General features: G+C 62.1%; 23 protein-coding genes and 1 tRNA gene. 6 read left to right on the top strand and 18 right to left on the bottom strand.

The window, feature by feature from the left end:
• Nucleotides 1–113 precede the first annotated feature (113 nt).
• The 12 genes from AADW22_RS12640 to AADW22_RS12695 all read right to left on the bottom strand — a co-directional run bounded on the left by AADW22_RS12640 (nt 114) and on the right by AADW22_RS12695 (nt 12280).
• Nucleotides 114–449, bottom strand: a complete 336-nt coding sequence (locus AADW22_RS12640; protein ID WP_039912143.1) for a DUF1992 domain-containing protein — start codon at nt 447–449, stop codon at nt 114–116.
• A gap of 159 nt (nt 450–608) precedes the next feature.
• The gene (locus tag AADW22_RS12645) at nt 609–1658 is read right to left on the bottom strand and encodes a hypothetical protein (RefSeq protein WP_407473845.1); all 1050 of its coding nucleotides are present in this window, start codon (nt 1656–1658) and stop codon (nt 609–611) included.
• 74 nt (nt 1659–1732) lie between these two features.
• The gene (locus AADW22_RS12650; protein WP_407473846.1) at nt 1733–3169 is read right to left on the bottom strand and encodes a TolC family outer membrane protein; all 1437 of its coding nucleotides are present in this window, start codon (nt 3167–3169) and stop codon (nt 1733–1735) included.
• Between the two features lie 57 nt (nt 3170–3226).
• Nucleotides 3227–3880, bottom strand: coding sequence for a protein-L-isoaspartate O-methyltransferase family protein (locus AADW22_RS12655; RefSeq protein WP_407473847.1), 654 nt, complete (start codon nt 3878–3880; stop codon nt 3227–3229).
• Between the two features lie 198 nt (nt 3881–4078).
• Nucleotides 4079–4152 (bottom strand) — tRNA-Cys (locus AADW22_RS12660).
• Nucleotides 4153–4289: 137 nt separating this feature from the next.
• Nucleotides 4290–5450, bottom strand: coding sequence for a glutamate 5-kinase (gene proB, locus AADW22_RS12665; RefSeq protein WP_009825097.1), 1161 nt, complete (start codon nt 5448–5450; stop codon nt 4290–4292).
• Nucleotides 5451–5607: 157 nt separating this feature from the next.
• Nucleotides 5608–6051 carry a thioesterase family protein gene (locus AADW22_RS12670; RefSeq protein WP_009825098.1) on the bottom strand — a complete coding sequence of 148 codons (444 nt, stop codon included), beginning with the start codon at nt 6049–6051 and terminating at the stop codon, nt 5608–5610.
• The gene (locus tag AADW22_RS12675; protein WP_407473848.1) at nt 6051–7211 is read right to left on the bottom strand and encodes an iron-containing alcohol dehydrogenase; all 1161 of its coding nucleotides are present in this window, start codon (nt 7209–7211) and stop codon (nt 6051–6053) included. Before AADW22_RS12675 ends, AADW22_RS12670 begins: the two co-directional genes overlap by 1 nt.
• Nucleotides 7212–7467: 256 nt before the next feature.
• Complete coding sequence (gene ptsP / locus AADW22_RS12680) at nt 7468–9729, bottom strand: phosphoenolpyruvate--protein phosphotransferase (protein ID WP_005849365.1); 2262 nt, start codon at nt 9727–9729, stop codon at nt 7468–7470.
• 161 nt (nt 9730–9890) lie between these two features.
• Nucleotides 9891–11129, bottom strand: coding sequence for an aspartate kinase (locus tag AADW22_RS12685; protein ID WP_407473849.1), 1239 nt, complete (start codon nt 11127–11129; stop codon nt 9891–9893).
• Nucleotides 11130–11290: 161 nt separating this feature from the next.
• Nucleotides 11291–11764 carry a DUF1178 family protein gene (locus tag AADW22_RS12690; protein ID WP_407473850.1) on the bottom strand — a complete coding sequence of 158 codons (474 nt, stop codon included), beginning with the start codon at nt 11762–11764 and terminating at the stop codon, nt 11291–11293.
• Nucleotides 11765–11821: 57 nt separating this feature from the next.
• Complete coding sequence (locus AADW22_RS12695) at nt 11822–12280, bottom strand: NUDIX hydrolase (protein WP_243250566.1); 459 nt, start codon at nt 12278–12280, stop codon at nt 11822–11824.
• 108 nt (nt 12281–12388) lie between these two features.
• Between AADW22_RS12695 and modA the strand changes: the two genes are divergently transcribed.
• Genes modA through modC form a run of 3 tightly spaced genes read left to right on the top strand, consistent with a single transcriptional unit; the run spans nt 12389 to nt 14888 of the window.
• Complete coding sequence (gene modA, locus AADW22_RS12700; RefSeq protein ID WP_407473851.1) at nt 12389–13117, top strand: molybdate ABC transporter substrate-binding protein; 729 nt, start codon at nt 12389–12391, stop codon at nt 13115–13117.
• A complete protein-coding gene (modB, locus tag AADW22_RS12705) occupies nt 13114–13803 on the top strand; it encodes a molybdate ABC transporter permease subunit (RefSeq protein ID WP_074634645.1) in 690 nt (229 codons plus the stop codon). The genes modA and modB overlap by 4 nt, the downstream gene beginning before the upstream one ends.
• A complete protein-coding gene (gene modC, locus AADW22_RS12710; protein ID WP_407473852.1) occupies nt 13800–14888 on the top strand; it encodes a molybdenum ABC transporter ATP-binding protein in 1089 nt (362 codons plus the stop codon). Before modB ends, modC begins: the two co-directional genes overlap by 4 nt.
• Here the strand turns inward: modC and AADW22_RS12715 are convergent.
• Both AADW22_RS12715 and AADW22_RS12720 read right to left on the bottom strand, forming a co-directional pair.
• Nucleotides 14885–15649, bottom strand: coding sequence for an EcsC family protein (locus AADW22_RS12715; RefSeq protein WP_407473853.1), 765 nt, complete (start codon nt 15647–15649; stop codon nt 14885–14887). The two genes, modC and AADW22_RS12715, sit on opposite strands and share 4 nt — an antisense overlap.
• A gap of 53 nt (nt 15650–15702) precedes the next feature.
• Nucleotides 15703–16236, bottom strand: coding sequence for a GNAT family N-acetyltransferase (locus tag AADW22_RS12720; protein WP_009825105.1), 534 nt, complete (start codon nt 16234–16236; stop codon nt 15703–15705).
• 37 nt (nt 16237–16273) lie between these two features.
• Here AADW22_RS12720 and AADW22_RS12725 point away from each other — a divergent pair, with 37 nt between their 5' ends.
• Entirely contained in the window at nt 16274–16879 is a 606-nt protein-coding gene (locus tag AADW22_RS12725; protein ID WP_168592508.1) for a flavin reductase family protein, read from the top strand.
• 78 nt (nt 16880–16957) lie between these two features.
• On the opposite strand, the gene AADW22_RS12730 is transcribed toward AADW22_RS12725, so the two are convergent.
• Entirely contained in the window at nt 16958–18619 is a 1662-nt protein-coding gene (locus AADW22_RS12730; protein ID WP_005849385.1) for a SulP family inorganic anion transporter, read from the bottom strand.
• A gap of 168 nt (nt 18620–18787) precedes the next feature.
• Between AADW22_RS12730 and AADW22_RS12735 the strand changes: the two genes are divergently transcribed.
• Both AADW22_RS12735 and AADW22_RS12740 read left to right on the top strand, forming a co-directional pair.
• Complete coding sequence (locus AADW22_RS12735) at nt 18788–19660, top strand: S-methyl-5'-thioadenosine phosphorylase (protein WP_009825108.1); 873 nt, start codon at nt 18788–18790, stop codon at nt 19658–19660.
• Between the two features lie 215 nt (nt 19661–19875).
• Nucleotides 19876–20406 (top strand): adenine phosphoribosyltransferase, encoded by a 531-nt coding sequence (locus tag AADW22_RS12740; protein ID WP_009825109.1) that lies wholly within the window; start codon nt 19876–19878, stop codon nt 20404–20406.
• 17 nt (nt 20407–20423) lie between these two features.
• On the opposite strand, the gene AADW22_RS12745 is transcribed toward AADW22_RS12740, so the two are convergent.
• Genes AADW22_RS12745 through AADW22_RS12755 form a run of 3 tightly spaced genes read right to left on the bottom strand, consistent with a single transcriptional unit; the run spans nt 20424 to nt 23262 of the window.
• A complete protein-coding gene (locus tag AADW22_RS12745) occupies nt 20424–21845 on the bottom strand; it encodes an FAD-binding oxidoreductase (protein ID WP_407473854.1) in 1422 nt (473 codons plus the stop codon).
• A 51-nt stretch (nt 21846–21896) separates the two neighbouring features.
• Nucleotides 21897–22682 carry an SseB family protein gene (locus tag AADW22_RS12750; RefSeq protein ID WP_132997710.1) on the bottom strand — a complete coding sequence of 262 codons (786 nt, stop codon included), beginning with the start codon at nt 22680–22682 and terminating at the stop codon, nt 21897–21899.
• Nucleotides 22675–23262: a uracil-DNA glycosylase family protein gene (locus AADW22_RS12755; protein WP_407474597.1), complete on the bottom strand. Its 588-nt coding sequence runs from the start codon at nt 23260–23262 to the stop codon at nt 22675–22677. The genes AADW22_RS12750 and AADW22_RS12755 overlap by 8 nt, the downstream gene beginning before the upstream one ends.
• Between the last annotated feature and the right edge of the window lie 118 nt (nt 23263–23380).

Genomic DNA, 23380 nt, shown 5'->3' on the forward strand with positions numbered 1-23380 from the left:
CGAGAGTGCTGGGTTCTTGAATCTAGGTTGTAGCGACGAAGCTGGCGTTCGCTGAGGGTGCGCGATCAGGAAAAGTGCTCGCGCTGCTTTCCAAAAAAGCTGGGTAGTAGAATTTATCTGCGCATGAACTTCTGGCGAGCTTCACGAGCGATGTTGTATCGCAGTTCAAGGCGAGCGAGTTCAGCCATCGCTTCCTTCCGTTCAGGCCCGTTCGCAAGCGTGGCAAGATGGCTCTGATGCGCAGCCATCTTCTTCTTGAGTTCGATTTCTTCGGGCACGACACCGGCTTGAGCCATAATCCGGAACCCCGCAGCTTCTCCCGCATCCACAAAAGCATCTGCTGAGCGATCAGGCAGTGGTTTGCCTTCGCCCTCAAGACCTTCAAGCTGACCTTGCAGCTTCGCCTTCTGTATCTGGCGCTCGATGAGTCTCTGAAGATTTCGGATCATGCTGACCAATAGCACAGTGTTGAGGTAACGGATACTAAGGGCTCGAAGCGGACGTTGCGGCGGCGGCGTCTTGACCTGAGCTGCAACACATCTGGCAAGGGGCTTGCGTGACGCCCTGCCCCTTAATCCGCAAAGATGCGCCTTCGCGGTAAAGGCTCTTTATTCCAGATCTTGCGACGTCAGGGCGCGGTGTATTTCACGGCGCACCAGTTTGCGGACGTTGCGGGTGATCCGTTCACCCAAGGCCCCCTGCAGTTCCGTGCGCACAATTTCAGACACCAGGTCACGCAACATCTCTTCGTCCAGATATTCATCCGGCCCGAACCCGAGCGTCGCATCATCATCCTGCGCCGTTTCGGCAGGGGCGTCGGTGGTATCGGTCACAGTCGCATCTGCTGCGGTCACACGGGTGGCAAATGGGCCGTCCACAACACGATCTTGGGATTCGGCACGCTCTTGGGGTGCATGGGGCTCGACTGCATCGTGCCAGCCCATATCCTCGTCCAGCGGGGCCTCTTCCGCAGCGTTTTGGGCGGCATCGGACACAGGCGCGCCGGTGGCGTCGAATTCAACGTCGTCTTCCCAGGCCATCGCGGGGTCTTCGCTGCCGGAATAATCGCTTTTGCCGGGCTCGTCAGGTTCCCAGTTTTCGGGAATGCGGCTGATCGCTGTTTCGAGGGCAGCGATTTTCGCGCTCAACCGGTCCGGCGTCGGTGGCACGTCATCGACCAGCTCGGAAGAGCCAAGGTTGAGCATATCGGTGGAGTATGCCGCGGCACGTGGCGCGCTAAAGGCCAGCTTGCGCGGCGGCTCGGCCGTATCCTGCGGCTTGCCATCCCCTGCGGGCGTAGCAAACTGGGCGCGAAAACGCGGTTCGCGCCCGGAAATAAACTTAAAATCTTCGGCAACTTGATTGCGATCCGAGGCGGACAAATCCGCCGCCTCGCCCGTCTCAACGTCGGTATCCATGTCCTGCATCGCATCCTGATAGGACGCCGACCGGGGCTGAACCGCCTCTGGCTTCGCTTCTTTCCGAGGGGCAGCCACAGGCGCGTCATTGGACACGCGCAAAGACGGCGTCAGCACAAGTTTCTCTTCAATCGCAGGCGCTTCCGACGGCTTCTGCGCCGGTTTGCGATCCTCTGAGACCAGACGGCGGATCGAAGACAGAACGTCTTCGACCTCTGCATTTGTGACGGTTTCGGACATATTTAATCACCACTCGTTCTTCGCGAATAGTCTAACCCGAAGGTTGGCTTCTCACAATGGGGGTGGTGAAAATGTCAGTCTTTTTGCAGCGCCTTCAGCACACGATCCAACTGCTTCCCCTCTTTGGAGTATTTCGTCGGACCGTCCTTAACCATATTATAATAGGCGGATGGATCATAGATTTGCACCGGCAGTTTCAGGTCCTGCGCGGTCAGCTGACCCGTCGCGGAGAGCACGGAATAGGCCGCAACATAAAGCTGCGATTGCGCCGACACACGGGCAGAACGGGCGTCGAGCAAGGATTGCTCTGCGTCCAGCACATCAAGTGTAGTGCGCGCGCCCAAGCTGGCTTCCTCGCGGATACCGTCAAAGGCGATCTGTGCCGCGCGGACCTGACGTTGGGACGCCTCGATCTGCGCCCGGGCAGAGGCAAGACCGGCATAGGCATCGCTGACCGCGCGCTCCACGTCTTTAACCACCACATGCAGATTGCCGCGCTGTGCGTCGCGCTGCGCCTGGCTTTTGCGAACACCGGCCGACAAGGCACCGCCTTGATAGATCGTTTGCCCGACCTGAAAGCCGATCGACCCGCTGCGTGTCGAGGCTTGGGAATCAAACGTCTCGGTCAGACCGTAAGACCCCTGCACCGAGACATTGGGCTTCAGCGCGGTTTCGTTGCTGCGTACCAGCAGATCGGCAGCCGCGACCTGGTGCTGGACGGACAGGATATCGGGGTGCTGACGCACCGCCAGTGCCTTGGCCGTGGCGATGCTGTTGGACAGTTTCGGCAGGCTTGGTGGCGGGCTTAGACGACCAGGCTCACGCCCCACGGCCACCTTGTAATAGGCTTTCGCGCTGATGAAATCGCCCTGCGCACCGGCAAGATTGCTGCGTGCGGCGGCCAGCTCTGCTTCAGCCAGCGATACGTCGGTGCGGGTCACCTCCCCCACTTCGAAACGGTCACGGGCGGCGCGCAACTCCTGCGTCAGAACCCGCACGTTATTCTCGGCCAGAGAGACAAGCTGCTGCGTCTGGATCACGGTCATATAGGCATCAACAGCGCGCAGCAGAATCTGCTGTTCGGCGCTGACCAGCGTTTCGCGCGTGGCAAGCACGGTTTCTTTTGCCGCCTCGATCGAATAGCGCGACGACCCGAAGTCATAGACCAACAGCGACGCCACAAGGTTCACCGATGTCGTCAGTGAATCGGTGGAGTTCTTAAAACCTGCCGGTGTTGTGCCACCACCGCTGACCGACCGGTTATAGGATTGCGTCAGGTTCCCCGTCCACTGCAACACCGGCTTGAGCGCGGATTTCGCGATCGCCACATCTTCGTCTGCGGCGCGCAACACGGCGCGGTTCTGGTCCAGCAGGCCCGAGTTGTTATAGGCCCCGACCAGCGCATCGGCCAATGTCTCTGCCTGTGTGGCCATCGGTGCCAGCAGCCCCAAACCGACGCAGGACGCCGCGATCATGCTGCGGACAGACCGCATCTTGCCCGTATTCATCATATTTCACACTCCATCGGTGTCACTGCATCTGCCGTCATCTGCAGCAGTTCTGATAGCTTAAAGCTGGAATTCTTTCGCGCGGGTAAACCCGTCCAGGACAGGTGCGGCGGCGTTGAAACTTTTGCGCCAGCTGATGCCACGTTCGCTTTTGTAGCCCAAACGCACCTCGCCCAGGGGGCCGTCCATGAACAGGCACGCGATCCGCCCGCCATCCTTGAGCTGCGCCAGCAGCGTTTCGGGTACGTCAGCCACGCCGCCTTGCACGATCACCACGTCATAGGGCCCATGTTGCTGTGCCCCTTCAGCCAGCGGGCCGTGGTGTACGATGACATTGTCGATATCCGCGTTGATCAGGGTTTCCTGCGCTTCTTTCGCCATCTGCTCGTCATCCTCGACGGCAACGACGGCTTCGGCCATATGTGCGATCACGGCAGAGGAATAGCCGTAGCCACAGCCGATATCGAGCACCAGCTCGTCATTCTCTACCCCAAGATCGTCCAGCATCTTGGCCAGCGTCCGCGGCTCAAACAGCACGCGCCCTTCGCCCAAGCTGATGTTTTCGCCCAGATAAGCTGCCTCGCGGCGGGCCACCGGCACAAAATCCTCGCGCGCCACCTTGAGCATCGCATCAATGATCGGGAACTTGGTAACATCCGAAGGGCGCACCTGAGTATCAACCATCATGGTGCGGCGGGCTGTGAAATCTGTCATCAGCTAAACTCTTTCGTTCAGTTATTTGTCTCGTGAGATGCCACATCACCGCCCGCCGGGCAACGGCCAGTCGGGTCAATAGGCGCAATTTTCCGTGTTTGGCGGATAATACGGTTAAAACATAGAGGATGCCATAGCCACGACGCATGCCACGCGCGACCAGCCTGTGAGAAACATAATTTAGAGAGGGAAATATAGTGGAGGCGAGTAGGAGAATCGAACTCCTGTACACGGATTTGCAATCCGCTGCGTAACCACTCCGCCAACTCGCCTCGGCCGCGATGACGCGGCTGGCACATGGGCCACTGGCCCCTATGCGTTTGGCGCTTATCCCGATTTTCTCGGGAAATGTCTAGCCCAGTTTAAAGCAAAACGGCGGGAAAAATATCTCCCGCCGTGAAATGGACAATTACAGGGAAATGACGGGCTTGTCGTCTTCTTCGGGCGCGTCGAGCTGCAGGTGGTGATCTTCGAGGATCAGGATGTTTTCCGCCCCCACAACCGCGCTTTTGGTTTTGTAGCCGATGACGTCTTCGATCTCCATCTCGGGGTTACGCGCCATCAGGATCGTCTCTTCGGACGAGAAGTTGGTCAGCCCGCGGGCGAACTCGTTCCCCTGCTCGTCATAGACGTGCAGCACATCACCTTTAGAGAATTCGCCCTGAATCGATACCAGATCATCACGCTGCAAGCCGCGTTCCTTGGCGGTGATCGCGCGGACAGCCTCGTCCGTGACGACCAGCGTTCCGGCAACCTGCAAACGGTTGCTTAGCCAGATCATCAGCGGCGACGCGGCCTTGCCCGACGCCAGACAGCGGGTGTGGCGGCGTTCGTTGTTCAGTACCGAGGAAATTGGGCGTTCGATGATACCGTCGGCGATGATTGTCTCGACACCGGCGTTCTGTGCCATATTGGCCGCCAGCATCTTGGTCAGCATGCCGCCGCTGCCCAATTCGCTGATGCTTTTGGTGGATTCGAGGTGTTCGGACACGTCTTCGATTTCCTCGATGAACTGGGCACCGGGTTCGGAGGGGTCACGGTCATACAGACCTTCGACGCTGGTCAGGATGATCAGGTGATCGGCCTCGACCATCTGGGCCACCTTGGCGGAGAGACGGTCATTGTCGCCCACTTTCAGGTCGCGTGTGGCGATGGAATCGTTCTCATTGATGATGGGCAAGATCTGGTTTTCAAACAGCCGCAGCATGGTGTTCTTGATGTTCAGAAAGCGGCGACGCTCTTCCATGTCCTCGACAGTCACCAGCATTTGCGCCACGTCAAAATTGTATTCATTCGCAACCTGACGGTAGGCGTTCATCAGCAGGGGCTGACCACAGGCGGCCGCCGCTTGTTTGTCCAGAATACCGGCCTCTTCGGGGCGTTTCCCGATCATGTTCAGGCCAAGCGCGACCGAGCCTGACGAGGTCAGGATGATCTCGTATCCCTGGTCCTGAAGGTCCCCCAAATCCGCCATGAGACCGTTCATGAAAGCATAGCGCAATGTCAGCTTTTCTTCATTGGCCAACAGGCTGGATCCGATTTTAACGACGATACGTTTCTTCTTGGACACGGGGAGATTTCTCCGGTTTATTGTTAAATTTCAACGCGTCATCCCGCGCGACACAGAATGCCGCAACGCAGAAAAACGCTGTGATTCGGGGATGTATAACATGTGGACACCAAGCATTTGCAACCGCCAAGCTAGGGCGCGCGGGATTACGCCACGCTCATGCCGTGGTTTTCAGCCCTTCTAGCGCGGTACGGGTCGCGGCGGGAATCTCGGTCGGGCGGTGGTCGTCGCGGTTCACATAGACATGCACAAAGAACCCTTCGGCAGAGGCGTTTTCCTCGTCGTTCCGGAACAGGCCCAGCTCCATCCGGACGGAGCTTTTGCCAAGCTGCGCCACCCGCAGCCCCGCTGTCACGCGGTCGGGGAAGGCCATCTCTCCGAAATAGCGGCACCCGGTTTCCACGACGAGGCCAAAGGCGGGGCTGGTCTGCGGGTCCAGCAGCCCCCGTTCGATCAGCCAGCCGTTTACGGCCGTGTCAAACAGCGCATAGTGCACGACGTTGTTCATATGCCCATAGGTGTCATTGTCGTTCCATCGCGTCTGCAATGGATAGAAATCCGCGAAATCGGCACGGGTGGCGGCAGGTGCGCGGGCAGCCATTACCAAGCCGCCTCGTAGATTGCCTGAGTATCGGCCTGTGTCACCTCGCGCGGGTTGTTCACAAGCAGACGGGCCTGCACCATCGCGTCTTCGGCCATCTTGGGGATCGCGGACCGGGGGATATCGACATCGCGCAAGCGCGGCGGCAGCCCAAGCCGCTTGGACAGATCCGTCAGCGCATCAACGAAGGCGGCGGTGCGGGCCTGACCGCCTTCGACCTCTGCCAGGTCGGGGAAGGCATCGGCAGCGATCTCGGCATAGACACTGCCCGCTTGGGGCGCGTTGAAGCGCAGCACGTGGGGCAGCACCAGCGCGTTGGACAGCCCGTGCGGGATATGGAAGGTGCCACCGATGGGATAGGCCAGCGCGTGTACCGCCGCGACGGGGGCATTGGCAAAGGCTTGCCCCGCCAGCATCGACCCCAGCAACATCGCGCCGCGGGCCTCTAGATTGCTGCCATCCGCAACGACGGTTTCGATATTGGCCCCCAGCAGGCGCAGCGCCTCGCGGGCGAGAAGCTTGGACACAGGGTTGTTGTTGGCATTGACCGAGGCATAGGATTCGATCGCGTGCACCATCGCGTCAACGCCTGTGGCCGCGGTGATCGACGCGGGCAGACCGACGGTCAGGGACGCGTCCAGAATGGCCATGTCAGGCAGGATCACGGGCGAGGATACGCCGCGCTTTTCCTCTGCCCCGACGGTGATGATCGACACAGGCGTGACCTCTGACCCGGTGCCAGCGGTGGTGGGGACCAACACCAGCGGCAGGCGCGGCCCCTTGGCCTGCCCTACCCCCCAAGCGGCATCCAGATCCTCGTCAGAGCCAAGCAAAAGCGCCACAAGCTTGGCCACGTCCTGCGATGACCCGCCGCCAAAGCCGATGACTCCGGTCGCCCCCGCGCTGCGCCCTGCCTCTACCGCGCGCATCAATGTCTCGCGCGAGGGGTCGGCCTCTACATCATCGAAGACGGTGACCTGATGACCGGCTTTCTCAAGCGCGTCGATGCAAGGGTCGCACAGGCCAAGTTTGCGCAAACCGGGGTCGGTGATCAACAGGCACGTCTTGCCCAGCAACCCGCCTGCCAGCGCGGCGATACGCACGGCGGCCCCGTTTTCGAATACGACGGATTTTGTGGTGTTGAATACAAAAGGGTTCATATGCCCGCGCCTCTCCCATAGCTGGCTGCAGCGTTCCTCCGCGCTGCGACTTGGGGCATTAAAGGGAATTATCCTGCACGCGCATAGCCGTTATTTCGGTTACTTTTTTCGCTCTGCGAAACTGAGGTAAGAGCTTGGCCCGCCACGCGACAAATGTGCATAACCGCCCTGCGCGATTGGGTTTTTCAACGCGGCATCCAGCGCCCACGTGGATAAATCGGGCGCGTTTGACACATCAGACAAGCCGTCAGGCCCTTCAGGGCAAGCGGCGGACTTCGTTGGTCTGGCTGCGCAGATACTCCATCACCGCGGGACGTACCGATTGATCCCCGCGATCACGTGCGGCGTGGATCACCTCGCGGATTTCCCCCAGATCAGAGCGGTGCAACATGCTTTTGACCGGCCCGATGGACGCGGGACGCATGGACAGCGTTGTGATCCCGATGGCAGCAAAGCACAGGGCCTCTATCGGGCGGCCCGCATCCTCGCCACAGAACGACAGTGGCGTACCGGTTTCGCGGCAACGGTCCACGATGTTCTCCAGGAAGGTCAGGAAACTGACGTTCAACGTGTCATAGCGGCGGCGCACCAGCTCGTTCTCGCGGTCGGCGGCAAAGAAGAACTGCTTCAGATCGTTGCCTCCGATCGACAGGAACTCGACCTCTTCGAAGAACTTCGTCGGGGCAAAGGCCAGCGACGGGGTCTCCAGCATCGCGCCCACTTCGATTTGTGACGGCAGCACATGGCCCAAGCGCGCCTCGCGGGCGAGCGTCTTGTCCATCTCGGCACGGGCGGCGCGGTATTCTTCGAACTGCGCGACAAAGGGGAACATTACCGACAGGGGGCGCCCGTTCGCCGCACGGATCAACGCCTGCAGCTGCATCCGCATCATGCCCGGTTTGTCCAGCCCGACACGGATCGCACGCCAGCCCAAAGCGGGGTTCGGTTCGTCGTTGGGCTTCATATAGGGCAGCACCTTGTCCGACCCGATATCCAACGTCCGGAACACCACACGTTTACCCGACGCGGCATCCAACACACGGCTATACAGCGCGGACAGCTCCGACCGTTTCGGCATCTGGCTGCGTACAAGGAACTGAAGCTCCGTGCGGAACAGCCCCACCCCTTCGGCCCCAGACCCGTCAAGCGAGGGAAGATCCGCCATGAGACCCGCGTTCATATGCAGCCCGACCCGCGTGCCGCATTTGGTGATCGCCGGTTTGTCGCGGATCGACGCATAGCGTTCCTGCGCCTCGGCCTGCATCGCGATTTTGTCGCGGAAGGCAGAGGCAACGGTTTCCTCGGGGCGCAGATGCACCACGCCCTGTTCGCCATCCACCATGATCCGGTCGCCGTTCAGCGCATCATTGGTCACGCGGCTGGCGTGGACGATCAGCGGGATCGCCAGCGCCCGCGCGACAATCGCGGCATGGCTGCCAACCGACCCGCCCTCCAGCACGATACCGCGCAGAGAGCGGCCGTATTCCAACAGCTCAGCCGGTCCGATGTTGCGCGCCACCAGAATAGGATCGGTGGGCATCTCGGCCCCCGTGTTCGACCCCTGCCCTGTCAGGATGCGCAGCAAGCGATTGCTGAGGTCATCGAGATCGGACAGACGTTCGCGCAGATAGGCGTCGGCTGCCTGCCCCATACGGGCGCGCGCCAGAGATTGCTCTTTCTCGACAGCCGCTTCGGCAGACAGGCCACGGCCGATGTCTTCCTCCATCCGGCGCAACCAGCCTTTGGAGTTGGCGAACATCCGATAGGCTTCAAGCACCTGTTGCTGGTCCTTGTCCCCGCCCGCCATTGCCATCATCTGATCCACGCTGACGCGCAAATCATCGACCGCCTCGTTCAGGCGTGCGGTTTCACTGGCAGGATCGTCGGCCACAAGCTTTGACACGACAACACGCGGCTCGTGCAGCCAGACGTGGCCCTCGGCAACGCCCTCTTGCGCCACGGTGCCGCGGATCAGAACCGCCTGACTGTGCCGCGCCGACATCGCGGCACCCTCACCGACAAAGGCCCCCAGCTCGGTCATTTCGGCCAGCACCATGGCGACCACTTCCAGCGCATAAACCTCGTCAGCCGAGAATTCCCGCGCGGCCTTGGATTGCACCACCAGAACGCCCAGCATCTCTCCCAAGCGCTGCACCGGTATACCCAGAAAGCTTGAATACAGTTCTTCGCCCGTTTCCGGCATAAAGCGGAAACCGGGGGCCTGCGGGGCATTGGGCGTGTTGATAATACGTTTGCGTTTGGCGACGCGGCCGACCAGCCCCTCGCCCATCTTCATGCGCGTCTCGTGGACCGCATCGGCCTTCAGCCCCTCGGTCGCGCAAAGTTCCAGCGTGTCTTCATCGCGGAACAGGTAGATAGAGCAGACCTCGCAGCCCATAGAGGACGCGATCAGATGCGTGATCTTGTCCAGCCGCGCCTGCCCTGCATCATCACTGGCCATGGCATCGCGTAAGCGACCCAACAGCTTGCGGCTTTCTGTCTCTATCCCATCAGCCATGTGATCATTTCCCCCCGGCGATGCCAGCTTAGATCACAGGCGTCCCAAAATTGAAACGCCTGATATCATTGACATCTATCATCTGCTCCCCGAGGCCGGAAGATGCGTTTTCCCCTGTTGCGGGAAAACGCTGTGATCTTCGCAGATGGGGTGCCCGGGAATTAGGCGCGTTTGTCCAGCTCGAACGCGTCATGCAGCGCCTGAACGGCCAGCTCCATGTATTTGCGGTCGATCAGAACAGAGATTTTGATCTCGGAGGTGGTGATAACCTTGATGTTCACACCCTCGTTCGACAACACCTGAAACATCTTCGCCGCAACGCCGGTGTGGCTGCGCATGCCGATCCCCACGACCGACACTTTCGCCACATCGGTGTCCGCGATCAGATCGTCGAAATTCAGCTCGCCCGATTTTTTCGCAACATCGATCGCGACTTCCGCGCGTTTGATCTGATCGACGGGGCAGGACCACGTCATATCGGTGCGCCCCTCTTCCGAGATGTTCTGAACGATCATATCGACGTTCACGCCACCATCGCTGAGCGCGGTGAAGATCGCGGCGGCAATGCCGGGGCGATCCGCGACCGATACCAGCGTCATCTTTGCTTCGTCACGCGAAAACGCGATACCGGATACTACATTGCTTTCCATAATTTCCTCCTCGGCACAGACCAGCGTTCCAGCCTCGTCTGATTGTTCCTCAAAACTGCTCAGCACGCGCAGCTTGACCTTGTACCGCATGGCCAGTTCGACCGACCGGGTTTGCAGGACCTTGGCCCCCAGCGACGCCAGTTCCAGCATCTCTTCAAAGGCGATCTTGTCGAGCTTGCGCGCCTTGGCGCTCACCCGCGGGTCGGTGGTGTAGACCCCGTCCACATCGGTGTAGATATCGCAACGCTCTGCATCAAAGGCAGCGGCAAAAGCGACGGCGGTGGTGTCCGACCCGCCACGCCCCAGCGTGGTGATCCGGCCCTCGGGGGAAACGCCCTGAAAGCCCGCGACAACCGCGACGCGCATGCCTTCGCCGAATTTCGCCATGATGTTTGCAGGCGGAATTTCCTCGATCCGGGCGGAGGAATGCGCGGAGGTCGTCTTGACCGGCACTTGCCAGCCTTGCCAACTGCGCGCCGGTACGTCCATTTCCTGCAAGGTCAGCGCCATCAGGCCCGCGGTGACATTCTCCCCCGAGGAGACGACAGCGTCATATTCGCGCGCGTCATATAGCGGAGAGGTTTCGTTCACCCAGCCGACCAGCTCGTTCGTCTTTCCCGACATGGCGGAAACGATGACGATCACGTCATAGCCCTTGGCCACTTCAACGCCCACGCGTTTGGCCGCGCGGCGGATACGGTCCAAGGTGGCCACCGACGTGCCACCAAACTTCATCACCAGAACAGGCATATGTCCCCCGTTGCAAAACTCCGGCGCGGTGTACGCGCAAGCGCCGCCCTTAGCAAGCCCGCAGGCCGCTGTCGTAACGCAGGGAAATTATGTGTGAACCGTAAGTTGCAAGGTGACGGGGCGCGGTATCCGCCCGCCCAAGGTCGCCTGCGACCCGCCGTCTATGACGTGGTGCGTTTGGCCCGAAACGGCAGCGGGGTCAGCGGGATACCCTCTTCGATCAGGGCGACGGCTTCGTCCAGACGCGCCTCGCCATAGATCGAGCGGTCGGGCGCATCCCCGATGTGGATGGCACGGGCTTCACGCACGAAATCATCGCCCACATATTCCGAGGAGGTTTCGACCTCTTTGCGCAGCGCCTTCAGCGCCTCTTCCAACGCGCTTTGAGGTTTCGATAGTACCGGCACTGCGGCGTCCGGCTTTTGACCATCCTCACCGCGGTTCTCGCGGCGTTCGCCGGTTGTGACACGGGGGGCCATCATGCCCTTGGTCACCTTGGTCGACCCACACAGCGCGCAGGTCAGATGCCCCGCCTGCGCCAGCGCATCAAAGGCGGCGGCAGATTTGAACCAGCTTTCAAACTGGTGGTCCTGATCACATTTCAGCGAAAACTTGATCATCGCGCCCGCAGGCATCCTCTCGTCGTTAAGATATGTTAAAAATGGGGGCGCAAGCCGGTCCCGTCAAGCGGCTCAACTCCGCCCGCGCGGATCGAAGTCCCGGATCATGCGCGCCAGCTCGGGCTCTGACACCATTTTGGCGGCCTTCTTGCGCGACATCCACTTGCGGCGCCGCTGGCCGGCTTCGGGGTATTTATCGGCGGTGATCTTGACCTCTACGGGATAGAGCATGGCCACGACCGGCAACATCTCTCCACCGTCCATTTCCTTTGTGTAGGAATAGACGCCAAGGCAGCCGCCCGTGACCCGCCCGCGCACGCCCGCTTCTTCCCATGCCTCGCGCGCGGCGGCGGCACCGGGGGTTTTGGCATCCATCGGCCAGCCTTTCGGCACAATCCAGCGTTTCGCCCCCCGAGACGTGATCAACAGCACCTGCACCTTGCCTTGGCGCACACGGTAACACAGCGCGGCGAACTGTGTTCGCACCTCTCCCTTGCGGGCACCTTGCAGTGATATAGGTAGCTGTTTCATGCGGGGCATTCTGTCTCCGGGGTGGTACGGCAACAAAAGCCTACCCGTGCCGTGATGACAAGACCAGTCGCCCTTGCACGCCCCTACGGCATGGCGGATACTGCGGGAATGAAACGTTTTTTGCCGCTCATTTTTGCAGCGCTGCTGCCCACCCTCGCGCAGGCAGAGCAGCCTTCGGTGACGGTCTTTGCGGCCGCCAGCCTGCGCGGTGCCCTGGACGAGGTCGCGCGCGGCTATGACGGCGATGTGGCGCTGTCTTTTGGCGGGTCCGGCACGATGGCGCGGCAGATCGATGCGGGTGCCCCTGCCGATGTGGTCTTGCTGGCCGCACCGGTCTGGATGACATGGCTGCGGGATCGCGGCGCGGTCAAATCGGACGCGGTGGTTGATCTGCTGGGCAATTCGCTTGTGGTGATCGCCCCCGCCGACAGCAATATCGCCCCGGACCCCGCCGATCTTGCGGGTGCCCTTGGCGATGCGCGGTTAGCGATGGGTCAACGGGACGCCGTGCCCGCCGGTATCTATGCACGCGAATGGCTTGAGGTTACCGGACAATGGGAGGCGATCGCCCCGCATCTGGCAGAAACGGATAACGTGCGCAGCGCACTGGCTTTGGTCGCGCGGGCAGAGACGCCTTTGGGCGTGGTCTACCGCACCGATGCTTTGGCCGAACCACAGGTCCGCATCCTTTACGATATACCGCAGGACACACACAGCCCGATCACCTACCCCGCCGCCGCGCTTACTGACAGCGGCGCGGCCTTCATGGCGCATCTGCAGTCCGACGACGCCCGCGCGGTCTTTGCCCGCCACGGCTTCAAGCCGCTGCCTGAATGACCGCAGACGCCGCCGCCTGGGACGCGCTGCGTCTGTCGCTTTGGGTTGCAGTTTGGGCGACGCTGCTGGCAATTCCGCTGGCGCTTTGGGTGGCGTGGCTGCTGGCGCGGCGGGATTTCTGGGGCAAGGCGCTGCTGAATGCCGCCGTGCATCTGCCGCTGGTTTTGCCGCCAGTGGTCACGGGATATCTGCTGCTGATGGCATTCGGGCGGAACGCGCCCTTGGGCCGCGCACTGGACGCCATCGGATTGCAACTGGCGTTCCACTGGTCCGGCGCGGTGCTGGCGGCGATTATCATGGGGTTCCCCTTGATGGTCCGCGCCATGCGACTGGCGATAGAGGCGGTGGATCCCAAGCTTGAAGACGCCGCCGCAACCTTGGGTGCCCCCCGCGCGGCGGTTTTCGCCCGTGTCACCCTCCCCCTCATTTTGCCGGGTGTGCTGGCGGGGACCGTGATGGGCTTTGCCAAAGCCATGGGCGAATTTGGTGCCACGATCACCTTTGTCGCCAATATCCCCGGCCAGACGCAAACCCTGCCAAGCGCCATCTGGGCCGCCTTGCAGATACCCGGTGGCGAGGGTCAGGCGGTGGCGATGGTGCTCATGTCTTCGGCCATCGCGGTCAGCGCCGTGCTTCTGTCCGAGCTGCTCGCCCGCCGCGTTGCCAAAAGGATCGCGGGCACATGACGCTTTCCCTGTCCCTGTCGCACCGCTTTGACGGCTTCGCGCTGGACCTCGCGCTTGAGGCCGGGCCGGGCATCACCGCGCTGTTTGGCCGGTCGGGGGCCGGAAAATCCACCGTGATCAACGCCGTTGGTGGCTTGCTCCACCCCGACCGCGGGCGCGTCGTGATCGATGGTGAGGTACTGCTGGACACCGAGGGCGGCATCTATGTCCCCCCACACAAGCGACGCCTTGGCACCGTGTTTCAGGACGCGCGGCTGTTCCCGCATCTCAGCGTGGCGCAAAACCTGATGTTCGGTGCCCGCTATGCGCCGCGCGGCAGCAGCGGCCCGTCTCAACGCGACGTGGTGGCACTGCTTGGGCTAGAGACATTGCTCGACCGCGCGCCCGCCACGCTATCAGGCGGCCAAAAGCAGCGCGTCGCCTTGGGCCGCGCCTTGCTGAGCCACCCGCGCATGTTGCTGATGGATGAACCGCTCGCCAGTCTGGACGGGCCCCGCAAGCAAGAGATTTTGCCCTTTCTCGAACGGCTGCGCGACGGGCCGCTCGGGCTGCCGATCCTGTATGTCAGCCACGCGGTGGACGAGATCGCGCGACTGGCAGATACGCTGGTGCTGATCCAGAACGGAAAGGTTCAGGCGCAGGGTCCGCTGTTCGATGTCATGGCCGATCCCGCCGCCGTGCCCCTGCTTGGTGTCCGCGAGGCGGGTGCCGTGATCGAGGCGGATGTCCTTGAGCATGGCAATGACGGGATCACGACCCTGCGGATCAGCGCCGGAGAGCTTGAGCTGCCCGGCGTGCATGCCGATGCCGGTGCCCGCGTGCGTCTGCGGGTGCTGGCCCAAGACGTGATCCTGTCCCTGACCCGTCCCGAGGGGCTGAGCTCGGTCAACGTGCTGCCCGTCACGGTCGAGGCGGTTCATCCCGGCGACGGTCCGGGCGCGGCCATTGCCCTGCGTGCGGGGCGTGACCGGTTGCTCAGCCGTGTGACGGCCCGCGCTGTCGCCGAGCTTGGCCTGACACCGGGCATAACCTGCTATGCGATCCTCAAGGCCACCACGGTCGCGCCGGGCAGTATCGGGCGCTAGGCGATCTTGCGCAGCCCGACCTTGGCGCGCAGCCGTTCGACCAGTTCTTCGTGGGGGACATCCGCATCAATCGCCAGCTTGCGTAGCCCGAAATGCACATGGGCCATATCTTCGTAATAGCTGGTATAGGCATAGTTGGTCGCCGCACCGGCCACCGCCCCCAGCACCGGCACCGCCTGCGCGGCCAGCTTCTGCCCCAACACCAGCGCCAAACGCGGGGCCACTTTGGCAATCACCGCCTGCATGGCCCGCCCGCTTAACGCGACCCGCGCCGATAGAAACGCCAGATCGGCGCCGTCATCCTCTGACAAGGGCCCCGCGGCGCTGAACACCTGCACGCAATCGAACTGCACATTCTCGGCATGGGCATCAAAGCCGTGTTCCACCGCCACCCCCTGAATAACGCGGAGCAGCAAGGTCGTCGTCACCGGCAGCTCTGCCAGTGCCGTGGGCAAGCCACCTGCGCCGCCAGCCGCCCCCATCGCCGCGCTGACCGCCTGGTTCAGCCAGCTTTTCTGGTCCGGCACCATTGACCGCGTCGACGTCGCTGCCTTCATCGCCTGGCCCAATGCCTTGACGGTGGCGCTTTCGAGATTGCGGCGCACGGGCAAGGGAAGCTTGTCGATCAACCCCTCGGCGCTGCCGCCGATGACGTTCAACACATTGATACCCACGCCGCCCGCGCTTTTGTAGCGCTTGGCGATCTGGTCCAGCCGTGCCTCTACGTCAATGGTGCTGGGTAGGTTGCTTTCAATCTGCATGGGGTGGGGCCTCCGCCTGTTTGGCTAGAATGTGGGCCATCCCGCCGCCGCTTTCAATGTGGCCAAGCGGTGACATCGCCCGCGATGCCCTCCCACGCGCCATCGACCAGCGCACGGCCCAACACCCGTTCAGGGTTCGTTGGCGGCGGCATCACCACATCGGTCAGCAAGGTAAAGCCGAAGCGGTTATAGTAAGGCGCATCCCCCACCAGCATCACGCGCGACCACCCCAACGGGGCCGCTTGCGCCAGACTGCCCTCGATCAGCAAGGCACCCAAGCCTTCGCCCTGCCGCGTCGGGTGCACGGCAACGGGGCCCAACAGCAGCGCGGCATGGGCACCGATACAGATCGGCCAATAGCGTATGGCCCCGGCAAGGATACCGCCCGCGTCACGTGCCACATGGTTCAGCCCCGCCACCGGCGGCACCCCGTCGCGCAGGCGGTAGGACGACAACGCCTCGCGTCCCGGCGCAAAGCAGGTGTCGTACAACGCTTCGACTTCCCAGTGATCGGCAGCCGTCTCGGGGGTAATATGATACAAGGCGTGGCCCTCTGGACGGTTTTCCTGTGGCGCTGCCTTTATCATGGCGCTAGCCATAGGTGCAAACCATGAGGAGAGTTTGATGTTCTACCGCCCGCAAGACGGCCACCCCCTGCCCCATAACCCGTTCAACGCGATTGTCACCCCACGCCCGATCGGATGGATTTCCACCCGAGACGCGGACGGGAACGACAATCTGGCCCCCTATTCGTTTTTCAACGGGGTTGCCTATACGCCGCCGCAGGTGATGTTTGCCTCTACCGGGACCAAGGCCGATGTGGACGGGACCAAGGACAGCATGGCCAACATCCGCGAGACCGGCGTCTTCTGCGTGAACATTGTCGAATACGCGATGCGCGACGCGATGAACGCCTCCTCTGCGACGCTGCCCCATGGCGCGGATGAATTCGGCCACGCTGGCATCGAAAAGGCGAACTGCGACCAGATCAATTGCGCCCGTGTAGCGACCGCCCCTGCCAGCCTGGAATGCCGCATGACCCAGATGGTCAAGATCGAGGGAGAGAATAACTTTGTCGTCTTCGGCGAGGTCGTCGGCGTCCATATGCGCGACGATTGCATCAAGGACGGGCGCTTCGACGTGACGACCTACCAACCGCTGTCCCGCTTGGGCTACCGCGATTATGCCCGCGTGACCGACGTGTTCGAGATCATCCGCCCCGACGATTGATCCCGCCACATCCCGAAAAGCAAAAAGCCCCCGATGCGGACTGCATCGGGGGCTTTTTATTTCCCTCGGTCGGGCGGTTTAGTGACCGCCAAGAATGCCGGTACGGACCTGATAGTTCGCCGCGATCTCGTAATCGGGATCATCGTCGCTATCGATCATCAGATGCCCGGCCTTCTTCAGCAAACGGTGACAATCGCGGCTGAGGTGGCGCAGCTGGATGCGCTTGCCCGCGCCTTCGTATTTCGCGGCAATCGTCTCGATCGCTTGCAGGGCGGATTGGTCCACAACGCGGCTGTCCTCGAAATCGACGATCACCTCGCTAGGGTCGGCCTTGACGTTAAAGAGCTCGGCGAAACCTTCGGACGACCCAAAGAACAGCGGCCCCTGGATCTGATAGACCTTGGCCCCTTCAGGTGTGGTGTATGTCTTGGCGTGGATGCGACGCGCATTGTTCCACGCATAGGCTAGCGCCGACACGATTACACCGACGACCACCGCGACCGCAAGGTCTTCGTAGACGGTGACGACGGTAACCAGCAGGATCACGAAGGCATCGGTCAGGGGCACTTTGCGCAGGATCCCAAAGGAGTTCCACGCAAAGGTGCCGATCACGACCATGAACATCACCCCGACCAGCGCTGCCAGCGGGATCTGTTCGATCAGCGGCGCGCCGACCAGAATGAACAGCAGCAAAAAGACCGCAGCCGCAATCCCCGCAACCCGCGTGCGCCCGCCGGATTTCACGTTGATCATGGACTGACCGATCATGGCGCAACCGCCCATACCGCCGAAGAAGCCGGTCACGGTATTGGCCACGCCCTGCGCGATACATTCCTGGCTGGCTCCGCCACGGGTGTTGGTCAGGTCGCTGACAAGGTTCAACGTCAGCAGCGATTCAATCAGGCCGATGGCCGCAAGGATCACCGCATAGGGCAGGATGATATACAGCGTCTCGAGCGTGAAGGGTGCCAAGGCCGTGCCGTACAGGCCAACACCTTCGCCAAACGGCATGTGGAACGTCGGAAAGCCGCCCTCGATCGAGGCCAGATCGCCGACCCGTGGCACATCCATGCCCGTCGCGATCACCAGAATGGCGATGATGCCGATGCCTGCCAGCGGTGCGGGGATCAGCTTGGTGATGCGCGGCATGACCCAGATGATCGCCATCGTCGCGGCGACAAGCGCCAGCATCAGGTATAGCGGCCCACCCGACAGCCATTCGCCACCCGACATGCCGTGACCTGTATCAACCATCGTGCCCGGCACTTTGAACTGGCCCATCTGGGCAAGGAAGATCACGATGGCCAGACCGTTCACAAACCCCAGCATAACAGGATGTGGCACCAGCCGCATGAACTTGCCCCATTGCATGACACCCGCGAAAATCTGGATCAGCCCCATGAGCACGACCGTGGCGAACAGATATTCAACACCGTGCTGCGCGACCAATGCGACCATCACAACCGCCAAAGCCCCTGTCGCCCCCGAGATCATCCCCGGACGCCCGCCGATCAACGCGGTGATCAACCCCACGAGGAAGGCCGCATAGAGACCCACCAACGGGTGGACCCCTGCGACAAAGGCAAAGGCAACCGCTTCGGGCACAAGGGCCAGGGCGACGGTCAGCCCCGACAGCAATTCAATGCGCAGCCGCGACGGAGAGAACCCCTCTCCCGGCATCCATCTCAGGTCGGTCACATCAAGATTTTTGGTAAAACTACGGAACGTGGTACGCGCCATCGGGCATCCTTCGGGTCAAATCGCATCAATAAGTCGGAAAGGTCTTTGCGGCCTCCTAGCTGAAACGTGAACAAAATGGAAGCCACGCGACGGCGCGGGCCGGATTTGAGGCTTTCCCTATGGGCCAAGCTTGATACTCTGCCCGCAACTCAATCCAAGGGCGACTTCATGACACAGACGAAAATTGCCGTGATCGGCGGCTCCGGCATCTATGACATCAACGGGCTGGAGGGGGCCGAATGGCTTACCGTGGAAAGCCCCTGGGGCCCGCCCTCCGATGCGATCCTGACCGGCACGCTGGACGGGGTAGAGATGGCCTTTCTGCCGCGCCACGGACGCGGACATGTGCATGCGCCCTCTACCGTTCCCTACCGCGCCAATATCGATGCGCTGAAACGGCTCGGCTGCACAGATGTGATCAGCGTCTCGGCCTGCGGGTCGTTCCGCGATGAAATGGCACCGGGAGATTTTGTGATCGTGGACCAGTTCATCGACCGCACCATCGCACGGGAGAAATCTTTCTTCGGCACCGGCTGCGTGGCCCATGTCAGCGTGGCGCACCCCACCTGCCCACGTTTGGGCGACGCCTGCGAAACCGCTGCGCGCGACGCGGGCATCAACGTGCACCGCGGCGGCACCTACCTTGCGATGGAGGGGCCGCAGTTCAGCACATTGGCGGAATCCAAGATGTACCGCGAAAGCTGGGGCGCGGATGTGATCGGCATGACCAATATGCCCGAAGCGAAATTGGCCCGCGAGGCAGAGCTTTGCTATGCCTCGGTCGCGATGATCACGGATTACGACAGCTGGCATCCGGACCACGGCGAGGTCGATGTGACCAAGATCATCGAGACGTTGATGGGCAATGCCGACAAGGGCCGTCAGTTGGTCGCGCGCCTGCCCAAACTGCTGGGAGCCGACCGCGCCCCCTGCCCGCATGGCTGCGACCGCGCGTTGGAATATGCGATCATGACCCAGCCAGAAATGCGCGACGCGGCACTGGTGGCCAAGCTGGATGCCGTCGCGGGGCGCGTGCTTTAGGGCGCACTGCAAACGCCGTCGCAGCGCCCTTTGCAGGGGCTGTGGCAGGTGAGTTTATTTGGCAAAATGAAGCGGGGCCTTGCGGCTTTGACGTGATGTCCCGCGGGGCCGCGCTGTTGAAGATGCTTGCTGACAGGGGGCGTGTCGCTTAACGCTGTGGCGCGGTTGTTGCGCTGGTGTGGCGACCGACCAAAGCCCAACGACCGGAGCACTGCATGAAACAGGTTCAAGATTACATCCGTACCATTGTCGATTTCCCCCACGAAGGGATCATGTTTCGCGATGTGACCACGCTTTTCGCCGACCCGCGCGGGTTCCGTATGGCCATCGACCAGATGCTGCACCCCTATGCCGGCATCGACATCGACAAGGTCGTCGGGCTTGAGGCGCGCGGCTTTATTCTGGGTGGCGCGATCGCGCATCAACTGTCCGTCGGCTTTGTGCCTATTCGCAAGAAGGGCAAGCTGCCTGGTCGCACCATCTCTCAGGATTACAAGCTGGAATACGGCGAGGCGATTGTGGAACTGCACGACGACGCGATCCAGCCCGGTGAGAAAGTGTTGGTTGTCGACGATCTACTGGCCACCGGTGGCACCGCCGAGGCGGGGATCAAGCTGATCCAGCGTTTGGGCGGCGAGATCGTGTCCTGCGCCTTTATCATCGACCTGCCGGAACTTGGCGGGCGCAAGCGGCTGGAAGCGATGGGGATGGAGGTCAACGCGCTCTGTGCCTTTGAAGGCGCGTAAACCGCGTTGCCGAGACTTTATTCCGGCGCGGGGAACATCGCGCCGGGGTTCATGATCCCGTTCGGATCCAGCGCCGCCTTGATCGCGCGCAACGCAGAGAGCTTTGCCGGATCGCTATAACGTTCGAGGTCTTTGACCTTGAGCCGCCCGATCCCGTGCTCCGCACTGACAGAGCCGCCGAGCTCGTGCACCAGATCATGGATCGCCGTCTTGATGGGCAAGCGATCCTCCAGATGATCCTCGCGGCTTCGGCCCTGCACCGGGAAAACGTTGTAGTGCAGGTTGCCGTCGCCCACATGGCCGAAACAATTGATCCTGAAATCGCCCAGCGCGCCGATCTTTTCCCCCGCACGGATGATAAACTCGGGCAGCGCGCCCAAGGGGACCGAGATATCGTGGCTGGAGATCGACCCGATCTGGCGGTTGGCGTGGGGCATCATCTCGCGGACGGCCCAGAAATCTTCGGACTGCTGCTGACTTTGCGCGATGAGCCCGTCTGCCACCAGCTCCGCCTCGAAGGCGGCGGCAAACAGCGTCTCGAGCGCCGCCATCGGTTCCAGATCACCGCTGAGGCCCAATTCGATCAGCACGCTCCATTCTGGCGGGGTGTCGAAGGGCTGGCGGAGTTCGGGCATCTTTTCGGTGAGGAAATCCAGCCCGACGCCGTTCATGATCTCGAACGCGCTGATCATCTCGCCCAATTGACTGCGCGCGAGCGACAGCAGCTTCAGCGCCGCCGCCGGAGAGTTCACGACCAGCAGCGCGGTCCCCGTCTTGGCGGGCCGCGGGAAGAGTTTGAGCGCAGCGGCGGTGATGACGCCAAGCGTGCCCTCGGCACCGACCAGCAGGTGACGCAGATCATAGCCGGTGTTGTTCTTGCGCAGCCGTGTCAGGCCGTTCCATATCTGGCCATCGGGCAGCACGGCCTCTAGCCCCAGACAGAGATCACGGGCGTTGCCATAGCGCAGCACGCCGGTGCCGCCCGCATTTGTCGCGAGGTTCCCCCCAATTCGGGCAGAACCCTGTGCCGCGAGGGTCAGGGGAAACAGGCGATCCGCCGCCTCGGCGGCGTCTTGCACGTCGGACAGGATCATCCCCGCTTCGGCCACCAGCACGTTTTCATCGGGGTAGACTGCGCGAAGTTTGTTCATGCGTTCCAGCGACAGGATCAGCGGAGCGGGGCCAGAGTCTGCCACCTGGCCGCCCACAAGTCCGGTACCACCGCCATAGGGGATCACGCCGACCCGTGCTGCATTGGCATGGCGGATCAGGGTCGCGACCTCTTCGACCGTGCGTGGCAGGGCCAGCACGGCCGATTTTCCGGCATAAAGCCCGCGGGGTTCTTCCAGATAGCGGGGTTCGACCGCACGGAAGACGTCGGGCGACAGATCGGCACGCAGCGCGGCCTCGAATGCGGGATCGGCGGGGTTCAATGTCATGGCCTATTGATCGCGCCAAGCGGGGCGGGATGCAAGCGGCTTTGGTCCTCGCTAATGCAGGATCGGCGGCTTTGACGGGTCAGAGCCGGGGGCCTCCATCCGCGGGGTTTTTTCCAGCGGGTCCATCTGGGGCAGATCAAAACGCAGCCCGACTTTCGACAGTTTTTCAACCGTCGGATCAGAGGGCGCGAAGAAGCCCACATCCATCGCCCCCGCATCGATACCCGAGAAGGTCAGCGCCTCGGAAGCGGCACGTACCAGCGCGTCTTGTGCGCGCGGGATGGCCCCGACAAAGCCCAGCAGATGCCCGCGCCCGCCGCCGGTGTATTCAACCCCGACCAGCCACGCACCTGCCGCCATGCCTGTGGCGGTCGCCAGCTTGGCATCAATCGCGGCAATCAGCGTTTCGGGCAGGCCCTTGGGCGGCAGAACACGGTCGATGCGCGCCTCGACTTCTCCGGCTTCATGGGCGAGTGTGTCGCGCAGCCAAGCCACGGCGCTGTCGGGCAGCAGGATCGCCGAAGGGGCGACATCCAGGTTCACCGCCATGCCAAGCGGTTGGCCATCCAGCATCCCCGCGATCGCGCGCCCCGACAGTGCCACATAGGGCGCGGGCTGCCCGACATAGGCCGCAAGCCGTTCGATCCGGTCAAAGACCAGCACATAGGCGTCCTCGAGCAGGACAGGGCTGACCTGATCGGCGTCCGGTTCGTCTTCGAGCAGCAGGAAAAGCTCCACATCCGCCATGCGTTCATAGAACCGCAGGCGGGCAGCGTCATCGCTTTCATCGGCCATCATGGCGGCATGGGCGATGTCCAGTGGCGTCGCTTCAGTCATCCAGTACATTCCTTACAGCAGCGCGGAGCCGGGGAAGCACGTCCTCCTCGAACCACGGATTTTTCTTGAGCCAACCGGTATTGCGCCACGAGGGATGAGGCAAGGCAAAGACGCCCTTGGGGTGGTTTTGCCAATCGGCGACGGCGCGGGTGACTGTGGTGAACCCGGGCAGGTGATAGCGCATGGCATAGGCCCCGATCAACACGGTCAGCCGGACATCGGGCACAGTATCCAGCGCCCGGGCCCGCCATGTTTTCGCACAGATCGGCGGAGGCGGCAGATCGCTGCCCTTGGCGTCATAGCCCGGAAAGCAAAAGGCCATGGGGATGATCGCCACGCGGCTGCGGTCGTAAAAGGTCGTCTCGTCCACGCCCAGCCAGTCGCGCAGCCGTTTGCCCGAGGCATCCCAGAAGGGGGTGTTTGCCTCGTGCACTTTCAACCCCGGCGCTTGCGAGGCGATCAGCAGCCGCGCGCCCGGTTGGAACCAGACCACCGGATTGGGCCGGTGCCCCGTCGCCGTAGCCGCAAAGCGGTCGGCGCAGAGGGTGCATTGGCTGAGTTCGGAGCGGATGTCGGTCATGGGGGTAGACCTAAGCGGTGGCGCGCCGGTTTCAAAGGGGGCGGTGACGCGGTGGTGTCCAGCACTCATTTCGAAACCTTTTGAAATGAGCTTGACGCGGCTAGTCATTTCTATATTT

It is taken from the genome of Sulfitobacter sp. PM12, from assembly GCF_045586035.1.
GTDB classification, from domain to species: Bacteria; Pseudomonadota; Alphaproteobacteria; order Rhodobacterales; family Rhodobacteraceae; genus Sulfitobacter; species Sulfitobacter pontiacus.